The following is a 15,635-nucleotide window of genomic DNA, read 5'->3' as shown; positions in this document are numbered from 1 at the left end:
CGGCCGGTCGCGCAGTTCCCCGCGCCCCTTTCGGGGCGCCTGTCCCCAGCCATGCAGTCAAGACCGAGGAGTTGTGTCCGTGAGCGAGCCCGTCGAGTGGAGTGAGGCGGAGCCGTCCGCCCCGTCGGCGTCCACCGCCGTCACCCCCGCCGACGCCGCCGACGCGGCGCGGCTCGTCGCCTTCGGGCTCCAGCCCAAGCTGGCGCCCGCGCGCGACCAGGAGTACACCGAGTTGCTGCGCCGCCACCGCGACGACCCGGCGTTCGCCCGGCTCGCGGACGCCGTCGCCGCCGGCCTCGGACTCATCGTGCTGGAGGTGTCCCCGCGCGCGGGGATGGCCGTGACCGCCGCCGAGGACTCCGTCTTCGCCGTCCGCATGGGCGACTACGCGCGTCGCACCACCGCCGACTCCGGCGACCGCTTCCTGCACGGACTCGCCCATCTCGCCGCCGCCGCGCTGGCGTTCCCGCGCCCCGAGGACCTGGCCGACGACGCCTACATCGGCCGGGTCACCGTCAACGGCGTCGACGCCTTCGTCCGGCAGGCATGCCGCCGCCTGGAGGAGCGCGCCGCGGAGCAGGGCGAGAACACCGACCCGGCCACCGACGCCCCCGGCCTGGAGGCCGCCTGGCGGATCTGGGCCAGACGCAGCGCCACCGGCGCCACCAAGGACGCCCGCCGGCCGGCCGCCTCCACCACCGGCATCGTGGCGAAGGCCCTCGCCTTCCTCACCGACTCCGGCTTCCTGCAGCGCACCGGCGACGACAGCGGCGGCACGTACCGCACCACCGCCCGCTACCAGCTCCAGGTCCGCGACCTGGCCGGCAGCGCCGCCCTGGCCGAACTGCTGGAGCTGGGAGTCGTCCCGGTCACCGACGGCACCGCCACCCTGCTGCCCGCCGAGGACACCGACGACCTGGACCTGGTGGCCGACGCCGGCCTGCCGTTCCACTCCTGAACCACCGCACCTGTCACCAGACTTACGAGAGTCCGCCATGTACGAGCTGTCCCGGGTCCGCCTCTACTCCATCGGTCCCGCCGGTGCGCGCTACGCCGACACCGTGCTTGACCTGCGGGGTGTGGGCGAGCCCGTGCCCGACCCGGCGCCCACGCAGGCGGAGTTCTTCGAGGAGGAACCCTCCGGTCCGCCGCGCCGGCCCGCACCCGCGGGCGTGCTCTTCCTGGAGAACGGCGGCGGAAAGTCCGTCCTGCTCAAGCTGATCTTCTCGGTGATGCTGCCGGGCCACCGCAACACCCTGGGCGGCGCCAGCTCCGGGGTGCTGCGCAAGTTCCTGCTCGCCGACGACTGCGGCCATGTGGCCCTGGAGTGGCAGCACGTGCAGACCGGCGAGTGCGTGGTCGTCGGCAAGGTCAGCGAGTGGCGCGGGCGGCAGGTCTCCAACGACCCGCGCAAGTTCGCCGAGGCCTGGTACTCCTTCCGGCCCGGCCCCGGCCTGAGCCTGGACAACCTGCCCGTCGCCGAGGCCACCGCCGTACGGCCGCCCGCCGAGGGCACGTCCGGCGCGCAGGGCCGCCGCCGCACCATGAAGGGCTTCCGCGACGCCCTCATGGAGGCCGGCAAGGCATACCCGCACCTGGAGGTGCACTGGGAGGAGATCCACGACCGCTGGATCGAGCACCTCGGCGACCTCGGCCTCGACCCCGAACTCTTCCGCTACCAGCGCGAGATGAACGCCGACGAGGGCGAGGCGGCCGGTCTCTTCGCGGTCAAGAAGGACTCCGACTTCACCGACCTGCTGCTGCGCGCCGTCACCGACACCCGCGACACCGACGGCCTCGCCGACCTCGTCAGCGGCTTCGGCAACAAGCTGGGCCGGCGCGCCGAGCTGATCGCCGAGCGGGACTTCACCGCCGGCTCGGTCGACCTGCTCGGCCGGATCGTCGAGGCGGCCGAGACGCGTGCACGCGCGCGTGACGTCCACGCGGGCGCCGAGCGCCGTACCCGTACGCTGGCCCGGCGGCTCTCCGCGCGGGCCGTACGGGAACGGGTCCGGGCCGCCGACCTCGCCCAGCGGGTCACGGCCGCCGCGTACGCCGTCACGCACTCCGAGGGCGCCCGCGAGCGCAGCGCCCTGATCGCCGCCGAACTCGCCTACCGGCACGCCTCGCTGGCGCTCGCCGCCGCCGAGAAGTCCGCCGCCGCGCAGAAACGCGAGCTGGCCGACGCCCGCACCCTGCACGCCGCCTGGCAGGCCGCCGAGGTCGTGCTGCGCCACCGCGCCGCCGCCGACCGTGTCGCGCGCGTGTCCGCCGCCATCCAGGAGGCCGAACGGGACGCGGCCCCCGCGCTCGCAGCCCGCGCCAAGGCCGCCGTGGACCTCGTACGCGCCCTGCACGCAGCCGCCGAGAGCGCCGAGACCCTCGCCAACGAGGAGGAGGAGCGTTCCGCCGCTCTGCAGGAGGTCAGCGACTGCGCCTACCGGGACTCCACCTCCGCCGCCACCGAGGCGCAGCGGGCCCGCAGCGAGGTCGGACACCTGCGCCAGCGACTCGCCGAGGTCGAACAGGAGACCGCCGAGGCGGTCCGCGCGGGCTGGCTCGACGACAGCGCCCCGGACGCCGACCCGGCGCGGGCCGCGCTCGCCGCCAGCGACGCCGAGAAGACCGCGGTGGCCGCCTGGGACGCGGCTCGCGAGGCCGCCCGCAAGGCCGCCGAGCATGCGCGCGAGGCCGCTTCCGCCGAGTCCCGCGCGGAGCTGACGGCGGCCCGCGCGGCCGACGCGGCCACCTCCGCCGAGCGGTCCCATGAGGCCGAGCGGCGCCTCGCCGAGGCCCTGGCCGCCGAGGAGCGGCTGGCGGAGCTGCTGAGTCTGCCGGGCGCACCCGCCGCGGTTCGCGTGCCCGGCCCCCGGACCGGAGCGGACGACGGCACCCCGGCCCCCGCGGGGACCCCTCGTGCCGTCGACGAGGACGCGCTCGGGCCCGAGGAACTCGACCGTTTCGCCGACGAGTTGCGCGCACTCCTCGACAACGCCGTGTCGACCGCCGAACGGCACCTGTTCGACCTGCGGACGGCCGCCGCCGACGACTCCCGGATCCTCGGCGCCCTCGGTGACGGCGGCCTGCTGCCGCCCGGCCCCGACGTCCTGGCCACCGTGGAGTTCCTCGGCGAGCACGGCATCCCGGCACTGCCCGGCTGGCGCTACCTCGCCCAGGCCGTCGACCCGGCCGACCACGCGCGCGTGCTCGCCGCCCGCCCCGAACTCGTCGACGGCGTGATCATCACCGACCCGGCCTCGCACGCCCGTGCCCGCGAGGCCCTCGGCGACGCCGCCCTGCTGCCACGCTCCGCGGTCGCCGTCGGCACCGCCGCCGCGCTGCTCGCCCCGCCCCCCGCCGCGGGCGCCACCCCGGGCGACGTGTTCCTCGTGCCGCCGAACCCGGCCATGCACGACGAGCACGCCGCCGACGAGGAACGGCAGGCACTGCGCGCGCGGGCCACCGAGCGCGACGAGGAGATCCGTTCCCTCGCCGCCCGCCTCGGCAAGGACCGCGAACTGGCGGCGCGACTCGCCTCCTGGCGCACCGGCTGCCCCGCCGGGCGCCTCGGCGAGCTGACCCGCGCCGCGGAGGAGACCCGCGCGTTCGCCGAGGAGACCGAGGCCGAACTCGCCGAGGCGCGGACCGTGCGCGCCGAGGCCGACGAGGCCGCGGCCGAGGCCGCACAGATCCGCGACGAGCGCCAGGAAGCCGCGCAGAAGGCCCGGCGTGCCGCCGACGCCCTCGCCGGCCTCGCCTTCCGGCTGCGCGAGCGCGCCGGCTGGCAGGTGAAACTGCGCGAACTCGCCGACGAGGCGGCCGAGTCCGAGGCCCGCGCCCAGTCGTGCCTGGAGCGCGCCCGCGCCGCCGACGAGGACCGCCGTGCCGCCCAGCGGGCCGCCGACGACGCCCGCCGCACCGCGCGCGCCCTGCGCGCCGAGCGGTCCGAGATCGCCGGCGCCCCCGACGACGTACCCGTCGAGGAGCCCGACGCCTCGAAGGCGTCCCTGCCCGCCCTGCGCGAGGCGTACCGGGCCGCCTCCCAGCTGTACGAGAAGGTCGGCGTCGGCGCCGACCTGCGCGCCGAGCAGGCCCGCGCGGAGAGCGACGAGAGCGCCGCCCGCGCCGAACTGGACCGGCTCAGCAACAAGGTCCGCAACCGTGCCGAGCAGTTGCTGGAGTCCCCCGACGGCTCCGACGGGCCCTCCCGGCAGGCCGCCGCCGCGCGCGCGGAAGAGCTGGTGCAGCTCCTGGAGACCCGCATGTCCACCGGGAGCGAACAGCTCGGCCGGCTGCGTGGCGAGGCGGAACGGCACGCGCCCGGGGAAGGCGAGGCGCACACCGAGCTGCCGGCGGAGCTCGTGCCGCGCGACGCCGAGCACGCCCAGGCGCTGCTGCGCACCGCCACGGCCGAACTCGCCGCCCGCACCGAGGCACTCGCGGAGGCCCGGGAGGCGCACGCGGAGCTGCTGGACGCCCACCGCGCCGCCGAGGACGCGGCCGGCGGCTTCGACGAGATCGCCGCGATGCTCCGCGACCTGCTGCGCGAGCACGTCCCCGAGGAGGAGCAGGAGGAGCCAGAGCCGTACCCTGGCAGCCTGGAGGAGGCCCGGCACTCCGCCGCCGAGGCCCGCCGCTCGCTGCGCGGCTGCGCCGCCGACCTGTCCGCCGCCGAGGCGGCCGTGCGCGAGGCGAGCGACGTCCTCGTCCGGCACGCCAACTCCACGCGCTACGAGCAGGTCCGTACCCCGGCCCGGCAGCAGATCCGCGAACTGCCCGCCTCCGCACTGCCCGAGCACGCGCAGAAGTGGGCGGACGCGTTCGCTCCCCGGCTGCGCGTCCTGACGGACGAGCTGGCCCAGCTGGAGCGCAACCGGGACTCGATCGTGGACCGGCTGCGCGGCCTCGTGGAGACGTCCCTGGCGACCCTGAGGTCCGCTCAGCGGCTCTCCCGGCTGCCGGAAGGACTCGGCGAGTGGTCCGGGCAGGAGTTCCTGCGCATCCGCTTCGAGGAGCCCGACCAGGCCACGCTCACCGAACGGCTCGGCGAGGTCATCGACGAGGCCACGCGCGCGGCCGTCCGGAAGAACTCCGACCTGCGCCGCGACGGCATGTCCCTGCTGCTGCGCGGCGTCGCGGCGGCACTCCAGCCCAAGGGCGTGGCCGTGGAGATCCTCAAGCCCGACGCCGTACTGCGCGCCGAACGCGTCCCCGTGGGCCAGATGGGCGACGTGTTCTCGGGCGGCCAGCTGCTCACCGCCGCCATCGCCCTGTACTGCACGATGGCCGCGCTGCGGTCGAACGACCGGGGGCGGGACAAGCACCGGCATGCCGGCACGCTGTTCCTGGACAACCCGATCGGCCGCGCCAACGCCACGTACCTGCTGGAGCTCCAGCGGGCCGTGTCCGACGCGCTGGGCGTCCAGCTGCTGTACACCACCGGCCTGTTCGACACCACCGCGCTGGCCGAGTTCCCCCTGGTCATCCGGCTGCGCAACGACGCCGACCTCAGGGCGGGGCTGAAGTACATCAGCGTGGAGGAGCACCTCCGGCCCGGTCTGCCCCAGCAGCCCCAGGCCGGAGAAACGGTGCGCAGCGAGATCACGGCGACCCGGATGTTCAAGAAACCGGCACCGAGCACCACGTAAGGAGCACAAGAACCAGCGCGATCGCCACGCCCCATGAGCGCACATGGGGTGACGCCCGTGAAGGCGCGCGCGGCGTCGCCCCGTCAGGGGTGCGGGGAACTGCGCGCCCGGCCACAGCCGGCCCGCACTCGCCGCACGGCTTTGTGCGGCGAGCTGGTGGGCGTCTGTGACCGGCCGCGGACGAGGCCCCGTGATGGCGCGCGCGGCGTCGCCCCGTCAGGGGTGCGGGGAACTGCGCGCCCGGCCACAGCCGGCCCGCATTCGCCGCACGGCCTTGTGTGCCGAGCTAGTGGGCGTCGGCCTTCAGAAGATCCGCGCACTTCTCGCCGATCATCATCGTCGTGATGCACGGATTGACCGCGATCAGGTCCGGCATCACCGAACCGTCGGCGACCCGCAGCCCCTCGACCCCCTTGACCCGCAGTCGCGCGTCGAGCGGGGCCGAGGGGTCGCCGTCGGCGCCCATCTTCACCGTGCAGGACGGGTGGTAGACGGTGTTGTGCGTCTTGCGGATGTAGTCCAGCAGCTCGTCGTCCGTCCTGATGTCCGGTCCCGGTGCCAGCTCGGCGCCCGCCCAGCCGCTCAGCGCGGGCTGTGCGGCGATCCTCCGCGCGAGCTTCAGCCCGTACGTCATCACCCGCACGTCGTGCTCGTGCGTGAAGTACCGCGGATCCACCTTGGGTTTGTCCCGGTAGTCCCGCGTCCGCAGCCGTACCGTGCCGCGCGACCTCGCCTTCGTCACGTTGGGCGTGAGGCAGAAGGCGTTCTCCGAGGTCGGGTAGCCCCAGCGCGCGGTGTTCATGTCGAACGGCACGGACCCGTAGTGGAACATCAGGTCGGGCCGGTCAAGGCCGGGCTCGGTGTCGTAGAAGATGCCCGCCTCCCACCACTGGCTGGACGTGGTGGGCATGGGCTGCCGGGCCTCCCACATGATCACTCCCTCCGGGTGGTCCTGGAGGTTCTCGCCGACGCCGGGGGAGTCCGCCACCACCTCGATGCCGGTCTCGCGCAGATGCCCGGCCGGCCCGATGCCGGACAGCATGAGCAGCTTCGGTGAGTCGATCGAGCCGCACGAGACGATCACCTCGCGCCGCGCCCGTACCGTGCGGACGTGCACCAGATCGGGGCCCAGGTACTCGGCGCCGACGCACCGCCGTCCCTCCAGCACCAGTTTCCTGGCCCGCACTCCGGTCCGGACGTCGAGATTGGGACGCTTGCCCAGTACCGGGTGCAGGTAGGCGACGGACGAGGACTGGCGGATGTTGTTCTCGTCGGAGTTGATCTGGAACCAGTTCGCCCCGCGCACCACCGTCCTGCCGGTGTTGAACGGGACCGTCGGTATGCCGGTCTGCGCACACGCCTCCAGCAGGGCGGCGCCGCACGGATCCCCGCCCTTCAGCGTGCGCAGTCGCACCGGACCCGTGCGGCCGTGGTGGTCCCCGGGCGCGTCGTTGTTCTCCAGCCGCCGGTAGAGCGGGAACAGGTCGGCCGCGCTCCAGCCCGCGCACCCCGTGGCCGCCCAGTCGTCCAGGTCCTCCGCGGGCGCCCAGAAGGCGATACAGGAGTTGTGCGAGGAACAGCCGCCCAGCACCTTCGCGCGCGCGTGCCGCATGAAACTGTTGCCGCCGGCCTGCGGTTCGACCGGGTAGTCCCAGTCGTAACCGGATTCCAGGAGCCCCATCCAGCGCTCCAGCCTGAGGACGTCGTCGTCGCCGACGTCGCTCGGGCCCGCCTCCAGCACGCACACCGTCACCGAGGGGTCCTCGGAGAGCCGGGCGGCCACGACGTTTCCCGCGGTGCCGCCACCGACCACGACGTAGTCGAACTCATCGATGCTCATGTGACCTCCTGGTCAGCCGGGATCGGGTCACGTCACTCGGCCGTCGGAGCGGCGACGGAAGTGGCCGGGGCGGCGGACGTGGGTTCGAGACGGTGTTCGGCGAGCACGCCGGTGCGGTGCCGCTGGACGAGCCAGTAGTAGGCGAAGCCGCCGCCCGCGATGACCGCGACGAAGAGGACCGCGCCCCAGCGCAGGTACCAGTGGTACGGCGCGGACGCGTTGTAGACCGAGGCGCGCGGCCAGATGAGGTTGACGGTCATGGCCGCGCCCCACACCACCGCGACGGCGTTGACGGGCAGCCCCCAGCGGCCCAGCGAGAACCTGCCGTCGCCGGCGGGCTGCCACTTCCCGCGCAGCCTGGCCACCAGCATCGGCGCGGTGACGCCCAGATAGGCGAGGTAGATCATGACGATGCCGATGCTGGTGACGACCGTGAAGATCTGCGGCTGGCGGATGTTGACCACGAGGATCGCCAGAGCCAGCACGCCGATGATCACGGCCGGCAGGACCGGGGTCTGGAAACGGGGGCTGACCCGGGCCATCAGCGAGGACGCGGGCAGGTTGGTGTCCCGGGCCATCGCGAACGCCAGCCGGATCGCGGCGGTGTGCACGGCCAGCGCGCAGACGGTGACCGCGATCAGCACGCACCACAGCATCGCCTTCCCGGCCGTCGGGCCGAGCACGTCGAGCACGACGTACTGCAGGCCGTCCGTGGACAGCTTGTCCCCCTTGAGGCTGGATACGCTCATCAGCGCCAGCAGGAGCACCAGACCCCCCAGGACGAACGAGGCGACGATCGCCCGGATGATCGCGCGCGGGGCGTTCCGGGACGGGTCCAGGGACTCCTCGCCGAGCGAGGCGGCGGTGTCGAAGCCGTACATGACGTACGCGGAGGCCAGTGAGGCCACCAGGAAGGCGCCCAGGTAACCCGTTGAGTACCCCGCTCCCGTGTGGTTCGTCTGCATGACGACTTGAGGACCACGGGTGATGTGGACGGCGAACAGGGTGATCAATACAACGGTCGCGATCAACTCAATGAATACACCTGCCGTGTTGATCGTGGCCATCAGCTTGACGCCGAACGCGTTGACCAGCGTCGTGAAGAGGATCAACACGGTCGCCAGGACGACCGCGTTGGTCGCCACGTCGTACTTGCCCGTGCCGTCGCCCACGAACTGGAACACGGACGAGATCTGCGGCAGCGTCAGCTGGTAGGCCAGCGCGACCGCCGAGATGGACACGATGGACGCGATCAGCATCATCCACCCGGCGAGCCAGCCGAGATGCGGATTGCCGATCTTCTTCGACCAGTTGTAGACCGAGCCGGCCACCGGATAGCGGGCGGCCAGTTCGGCGAAGCACAGGGCCACGGTGAACTGGCCGACGAACACCATCGGCCACGACCACCAGTAGGCCGGACCGCCGCTGCCGTAGCCGAAGTAGAACAGCTGGAAGGTGCCGGTGAGGATCGAGATGTAGCTGATCCCGGCGGCGAAGGTGTGGAAGTTCCCCAGGGTGCGCTTGAGTTCGGGACGGTAGCCGAACTCGGCGAGTTCGGTGTCGTCGTGGTGGTGTGGTCCTGGCGATTGCTCGGTGGTCGTCATGAGCGGACTCCTCTGGCTGTCAGTCGAACCAGCCCTGTGGTGCCGGCGCGGTGTTGCGCCAGATGTGCTTCGTCTCGCGGTACTCGGCGAGCCCCGCCGGTCCGAGTTCACGCCCGAACCCGGACTGCTTGTGACCACCCCATTCGGCCTGCGGCACGTACGGGTGGTAGTCGTTGATCCAGACCGTGCCGAGCCGCAGCCGGCCCGCGACCCGCGCCGCCCGGGCCTCGTCGCCGGTCCACACGGCGCCCGCGAGGCCGTAGACGGTGTCGTCGGCGAGCCGGACGGCTTCCTCCTCGGTGGTGAACCGCTCGACGGTCAGCACCGGCCCGAACGACTCCTCCTGGACCACCGACATGCCGCTCGTGCACTCGTCCAGGACGGTCGGCAGATAGTAGAAGCCCTCGTCGTAGCCGGGCCCGGCGGGGCGGGCGCCGCCACAGCGCAGTACCGCACCCTCCGCGAGCCCCCGCGCCACGTACGCCTCGACCTTGGCCCGGTGCGCCGCCGAGATCAGCGGACCGGTCCGCGCCCGCTCGTCGAACGGCCCGCCGGGCCGGATCAGCCGCGCCCGCCGTACGACCTCGTCCACGAACCGGTCGTGCAGCGCGTCCTCGACCAGCAGCCGGGCCCCGGCCGAGCAGACCTGCCCGGAGTGCAGGAACACCGCCGTCAGCGCCATGTCGACGGCCGCCTCGAAGCCGGCGTCCGCGAAGACGATGTTCGGGTTCTTCCCGCCGAGTTCGAGGGCGACCCTCTTCACCGTGCCGGCCGCCGCCGCCATCAGCCGGCGGCCGGTTCCCAGTCCGCCGGTGAAGGAGACCAGGTCGACGCCCGGATGGTCGGCGAGCGGGGCGCCCGCCTCCGGACCGGCGCCCAGCACGAGATTGGCCACGCCCGGCGGCAGGCCCGCCTCGGCCAGCAGCCGGACCAGGTGGATCGCGGTGTGCGGGGTCAGCTCGCTGGGCTTGAGCACAAAGGTGTTGCCGGCCGCGAGCGCGGGCGCGACCTTCCACGCGGTCTGCAGCAGCGGGTAGTTCCAGGGGGTGATCAGGGCGCAGACGCCGACCGGCTCGTGGACCACCCGGCTGTCGACGTCCGTCCGCCCGGTGTCGATCACCCGGCCGGTCTCGGCCGCGGCCAGCCGCCCGAAGTAGCGGAAACAGTTGACGACGTCGTCGATGTCGTACGCGCTCTCCACCAGCCGCTTGCCCGTGTCCAGGGACTCGGCTCGGGCCAGGGCGTCCTTGTCCCGGGCCAGGAGGTGGGCGACCCGCAGGAGCAGGTCGCCGCGCTCGGCGGCCGGTGTGCGCGGCCAGGGCCCGGTGTCGAAGGCGCGCCGGGCCGCCGCGACGGCCTCCACGGTGTCCTTTCCGCCGGCCTCGTCCACGACCCCGACCAGGGAGCCGTCGGCCGGACAGCGGATCTCCCGGGTGCGCTCGTCGAGGGCGCCCCGCCATGTGCCGTCGATGAAGAGATCAGGCATGGGCCTCTCCCAGTCCGGTCAGCAGCCACGCGTGGAAGATGCCGATGTGGTGCTCGTTCGGGACCAGCACCCCGCCCCCGCGGTACGCGCGCGAGGACATCGCCGGCTGGGTGCGCTCGCACGCCTCGAAGTCCTGGACGTTGACGCGGTGGAACAGCTCCACGGACTTGGACACGTCCGTGCCCGAGGCCACCACCTCCGGCGCGTACAGCCAGTCGCACTCCACCACCGTGCGGTCCTCGGCCAGCGGGAACATGCGGTGCAGGATGACGTGGTCGGGTACGAGGTTGACGAACACGGTCGGCTTGATCGTGATCGCGTAGTAGCGGCGGTCCTGGTCGGCGGTCACGTCGGGGAGCCTGGCGAAGCCCGCGCTGCCGTCCACGGTGAAGCCCCTGATCTCCGCGCCGAACTCCGCGCCGTGCCCGACGTAGTACTGGGCCGCGTAGCCGTCAGCGAACTCCGGTAGCACCTCGGTGAGTTCGGGGTGGATCGTCGCACAGTGGTAGCACTCCATGAAGTTCTCGACGATCAGTTTCCAGTTGGCCTTCACGTCGTAGGTGACGCGCCTGCCGAGGGCCAGCCGCTCGGTGCCGTAGTGCGCGATGGCGGCGGCGTCGCCGAGCCGTTCCACGGCCGCGGACACCACCGTGTCCTCGAAGGAGGGCGGTTCGTCGGCGAGGCACACCCAGGCATAGCCCAGCCACTCGCGCAGGGCCACCTTGATCAACCCGTACGCGACTCGGTCAACGTCGGGCATCTTGATCAAGTTGGGCGCCGCGATCAATTTGCCGTCAAGGTCGTACGTCCATGCGTGATACGGGCACTGCAGGCTGCGCCGCACCTCGCCGGACTCCTCGGTGCACAGCCGCGCGCCCCGGTGCCGGCACACGTTGAGGAAGGCGCGCAGCTCGCCGGTGCGGGTCCGGGTGACGAGGACGTTCTCGCGGCCCACCTGGACCGTGCGGAAGGCGCCCGGCCGGTCCAGGTCGGCGCTGCGCACCGTGCAGAACCACAGGGACTCGAAGAGCCTCTCCTGCTCCTGCCGGAAGACCTCCGGGTCGGTGTAGTAGCGGCCCGGGAGCGTCGCGATGAGGCTCGGGGGGAGCGGGCTCGCGGGCGTCGGGCTCGGGGAGATCGGGGGCGTCGTCACGGGCGGGCTCCTCAGGCGGGCGCGGCGGCGAGGCGGGCGGGATCGAACAGGCCGATCGGATGCGGGGTGGAACCGGTCAGGGCCAGGTCGGCCAGGATCTCGCCGACGACCGGCACGAACTTGAACCCGTGCCCGGAGAAACCGCAGGCCACGGTGACCGATTCGGGGTGCTCGGGGTGCCGGGCGATGACGAAGTGCTCGTCCGGGGTGTTGGAGTACATGCAGGTGGCGCCCTTGAGGAAGGTGCCGGGCAGGTCCGGGACGCAGCGGGACATGTGATCCGCCATGGCCCGGATCTCGTCCTCGTGCACCGTCCGGTCGATGGTCTCCGGAGTCGTCGCCTGCCCCTTCCGGAAGAAGGCGACCTTCGCGCCCAGCTCGGGGCCGTCGATGGCCGGGAAGCCGTAGACCTGGACGCCGGCCGCGTCCTCCCAGATGTAGACCGGATGGTTCGCGGGCCGGAACGGCCCGGTGCCGCCCTTCGGCTGGAACCAGTACATGACCTGCCGCTCGATGGTGAACGGCACCCCGAGGCCGGTGAGCAGCCGCGGGGCCCACGCCCCCGGGCAGACCACCAGCCGGGTGGCGGTGTAGGTGTTCTCGGCCGTGTGCACACGCACCCCGTCCCGGTACGGCTCCCACCGCACCATCGGCTCCTCGAAGTGCAGGTCCGCGCCCTGCCGGGTGGCCAGCTGCAGATGTGCGGCGACCATGTTCTCGGGGCGGACCAGGCCCGCCTTGGCCTCGTAGAGGGCGACTTCGTCGTCGTTCGGGGCGAGTGTGGGAAAGCGGCGGTGGATCTCCTTGGCGTCCAGCATCTCGTGGGGCAGGTCCCACCGCCTCGCCGAGCGCAGCGCACCGGAGACGGTGCGGGAGTCCGGCGGGCCGACCATCACGCCGCCGCAGAGGACGGCGACGTCCCGGCCGGTGGCCCGCTCCAGGTCCTCGTACAGCTCGTAGGCGCGCAGCAGCAGCGGCACGTACGCGGGGTCCTCGAAGTACGACTGCCGGGTGATCCGCGAGCCGCCGTGACTGGAGCCGCGGCTGTGGACCGGGCCGAACTTCTCCAGGCCGAGGACGCGGGCGCCGCGGGCGGACAGGTGGTGGGCGGCGGCGCTGCCCATGCCGCCGAGTCCGATGACGATGACGTCGTAAGACGGTGACACGGACGCCTCCTAGCGGCGGATACGGGCCATCTCGGGGTCGAACAGCGGCTCGTCGGCGACCGTGGCCGAAACCTTCTCGCCGAAGTACTCGATGTGCACGCCGGTACCGGTGGCGAGGCCGGCCGGAAGCCAGGCGTAGGCGACGCAACGGCCCAGCGTGTAGCTGTACGACGCGCTGGTGACGTAGCCGGCCGGGGCGCCGGTGGGAGCGCCTCCCGGTCGGGCGGGGCCGAGGACGGGGGCGTAGACGGGCTCCTTGCCGAGGACCACGGCGGTGGGATCGTCGAGCAGCAGCGGGGTGAGCCGGCGGGCGGGCTCCGCGGCCCGCTGGAGTGCCGTCCTGCCGACGAAGTCCTCCTTGTCCATGCGGACCGCGAAGCCGAGGCCCGCCTCGAAGGGGGTGTGCTCGTCGGTCATGTCGGTGCCCCAGGCCCGGTAACCCTTCTCCAGGCGCAGGGAGTTGAAGGCGGAGCGGCCCGCGGCGACCACGCCGAGGTCCTGCCCGGCCTCCCACAGCGTGTCCCAGAGCCTGAGGCCCAGATCGGCGGTGGTGTACAGCTCCCAGCCCAGCTCGCCGACGTAGCTCAGCCGCATCGCCGTCACCGGCACGTGCCCCAGGTACGTCCGCTTGGCCCGGAAGTAGCCGAAGCCCTCGTGGGAGAAGTCGTCACCGGTCAGGGGCTGGACGAGGGCGCGGGCGAGGGGGCCCCAGACGCCGATGCAGCAGGTGCCGGAGGTGATGTCGCGGATCTGCACTCCCTCGGGGGCATGGCGGAGGAGCAGGTCCAGGTCGGCGGGGGAGTTGGCGCCGACCTGGAACCGGTCGGGGGCGAGACGGGCGACCGTGAGGTCGGAACGGATGCCTCCGGTCTCGTCCAGGAGCAGGGTGTAGGTGACCGCGCCGGGTTTCTTGCGGAGGTTGTTGCTGGTCATGCGGTCGAGGAAGGCGAGGGCGCCCGGGCCGGTGACTTCCAGGCGGCGCAGCGGGGTCATGTCGTACAGGGCGACCTTCTCGCGGGTGGCCTTCGCCTCCGCGGCGGCCACGGGTGACCAGTAGCGGGCCGACCAGGCGTCACGCTCGGGCAGGTCGCCGAGGGTGTCCACGAGCGGGGCGTTCGCCTCGTACCAGTGCGGGCGTTCCCAGCCGCCGCCCTCCAGGAAGAAGGCGCCGAGCTGCTGCTGGCGGGCGTGGAAGGGGCTGACGCGCACAGGGCGTGGCTGCTCCATCGGCTGGAGGGGGTGGAGAACGTCGTACACCTCGGCGAACTGCTGTGAGCCGCGTTCACGGACGTACGACGGTGAACGCTGCGCTTCCTCGAACCGCGTGAGGTCGCACTCGTGCACGTCGACGGACGGCCGTCCGTCGACCATCCACTCGGCCACCGCCTTGGCCACCCCGGCCGAATGCGTGACCCAGACGGCCTCGGCGAGCCAGAAGCCCCGCAGCCGCCGAGCCTCGCCGAGCAGCGGCATACCGTCCGGTGTGAAGGAGAAGACCCCGTTGAACCCGGCCTCGATCTCCGTCCCGCGCAGGGCGGGCAGCAGGCGGCGGCAGTCCTCCCAGCTCGGTTCCCAGTCCTCGGCCGTGAAGGGGTGGGAGGACGGCATCTCCATGCCTCGGGCGCGGGCCTCGTCGTAGGCCAGGACCGAGAACGGGTCGACCGGCATCGGCCGGTGCGCGTACGAACCGATCCCGATGCGGTCGGTGTGCTCGCGGAAGTACAGGTCGCTGTCCTGGAAGCGGAGGATGGGGCGGGACGCCTCGGCCGTGGCGCCCCTCAGCTCGGACAGTGGCCGCGTCTTCGCGTACTGGTGGGCGAGGGGCAGCAGCGGTACGTCGAGACCGGCCATGCGGCCGATGACGGGCCCCCAGAAACCGGCCGCGGACACGACATGGTCGGCCGGGAAGGCTCCCCGGTCGGTGACGACCGCGGTGACCCGCCCGTCCTGCTGCTCGATGCCGGTGACCGTGTGCCGGTCCAGGAAGCGGGCGCCACGCGCGGTGGCGCGGTCCATCTGGGCGCGGGCCGCGAGGAGGGCCCGGGCGAGGCCGTCGTCCGGGGTGTGGAAGCCGCCGAGAACGACCGAATCGTCCAGCAGCGGCCACAGTTCCTTGCATCGGGCCGTACTCACGACCTCGCCGCGGATGCCCCAGGAGGCCGCGTAGCCGGCCCTGCGGTGCAGATCGGCCAGGCGTTCGGGGGTGGTCGCGAGTTCCAGGCCACCGACCTGGTGGAAGCAGGGGACGCCGTCGACCTCGAGGGAGCGGAACTTCTCGACGGTGTACTTGGCGAACTCCGCGAGGGTCTTGGACGGACTGGTCTGGAAGACGAGCCCGGGTGCGTGCGAGGTGGAGCCGCCCGGGGCGGGCAGGGGGCCCTGCTCCAGGACGGTGATGTCCGTCCAGCCGCGGGCGGTCAGCTCGTCGGCGAGGGAGCAGCCGACGATTCCGGCGCCGATGACGACGACGCGGGGGCCATGAGGTGAGTCCGCGGGCGGAGGCGAGTGGTCTTCGGAGGCGTGACCGTGGTCTTCGGGGGTGTGACCCTGGCCTTCGGGGGCGGGCGGGCGGTCTTCTCGGGTGCGGAGTCGGTCCTCGGTCGGGTGAGGACGGTCTTCGGGCTGGTGAAGATGGTCTTCGGGCGGGTGAGGACGGTCCTCGGGCGGGTGACGACGGTCTTCGGGTGTGCTGGACATGCCCCTCCTTGTGGTGGTGGGGACGGCAGGTGCGGGGGAGT

General features: G+C 72.7%; 8 protein-coding genes. 2 read left to right on the top strand and 6 right to left on the bottom strand.

Annotation, left to right across the window (positions count from 1 at the left end):
• Positions 1-79: 79 nt before the first annotated feature.
• The gene (locus ACIGYR_RS21255; protein WP_399600337.1) at positions 80-958 is read left to right on the top strand and encodes a hypothetical protein; all 879 of its coding nucleotides are present in this window, start codon (positions 80-82) and stop codon (positions 956-958) included.
• Positions 959-995: 37 nt separating this feature from the next.
• A complete protein-coding gene (locus tag ACIGYR_RS21250; RefSeq protein WP_399600334.1) occupies positions 996-5,648 on the top strand; it encodes a hypothetical protein in 4,653 nt (1,550 codons plus the stop codon).
• Positions 5,649-5,934: 286 nt separating this feature from the next.
• On the opposite strand, the gene ACIGYR_RS21245 is transcribed toward ACIGYR_RS21250, so the two are convergent.
• The 6 genes from ACIGYR_RS21245 to ACIGYR_RS21220 are packed head-to-tail and all read right to left on the bottom strand — an operon-like array spanning position 5,935 to position 15,594.
• A complete protein-coding gene (locus tag ACIGYR_RS21245) occupies positions 5,935-7,488 on the bottom strand; it encodes a GMC family oxidoreductase (RefSeq protein WP_399600332.1) in 1,554 nt (517 codons plus the stop codon).
• Between the two features lie 32 nt (positions 7,489-7,520).
• Positions 7,521-9,092, bottom strand: a complete 1,572-nt coding sequence (locus tag ACIGYR_RS21240; RefSeq protein WP_399600329.1) for an APC family permease — start codon at positions 9,090-9,092, stop codon at positions 7,521-7,523.
• 19 nt (positions 9,093-9,111) lie between these two features.
• Positions 9,112-10,578, bottom strand: a complete 1,467-nt coding sequence (locus ACIGYR_RS21235; RefSeq protein ID WP_399600328.1) for an aldehyde dehydrogenase family protein — start codon at positions 10,576-10,578, stop codon at positions 9,112-9,114.
• Positions 10,571-11,731: an aromatic ring-hydroxylating dioxygenase subunit alpha gene (locus ACIGYR_RS21230; RefSeq protein ID WP_399600325.1), complete on the bottom strand. Its 1,161-nt coding sequence runs from the start codon at positions 11,729-11,731 to the stop codon at positions 10,571-10,573. Before ACIGYR_RS21230 ends, ACIGYR_RS21235 begins: the two co-directional genes overlap by 8 nt.
• Positions 11,732-11,742: 11 nt before the next feature.
• Positions 11,743-12,897 (bottom strand): N-methyl-L-tryptophan oxidase, encoded by a 1,155-nt coding sequence (solA, locus tag ACIGYR_RS21225; protein ID WP_399600322.1) that lies wholly within the window; start codon positions 12,895-12,897, stop codon positions 11,743-11,745.
• A gap of 9 nt (positions 12,898-12,906) precedes the next feature.
• Entirely contained in the window at positions 12,907-15,594 is a 2,688-nt protein-coding gene (locus ACIGYR_RS21220) for an FAD-dependent oxidoreductase (RefSeq protein WP_399600320.1), read from the bottom strand.
• Positions 15,595-15,635: the final 41 nt, after the last annotated feature.

Origin of the sequence: Streptomyces sp. NPDC053076 (genome assembly GCF_044546845.1) — a bacterium.
Classification (GTDB): domain Bacteria; phylum Actinomycetota; class Actinomycetes; order Streptomycetales; family Streptomycetaceae; genus Streptomyces.
The sequence above is the reverse complement of the archived record's forward strand: the minus strand, read 5'-3'. Positions and strand labels throughout refer to the sequence as shown.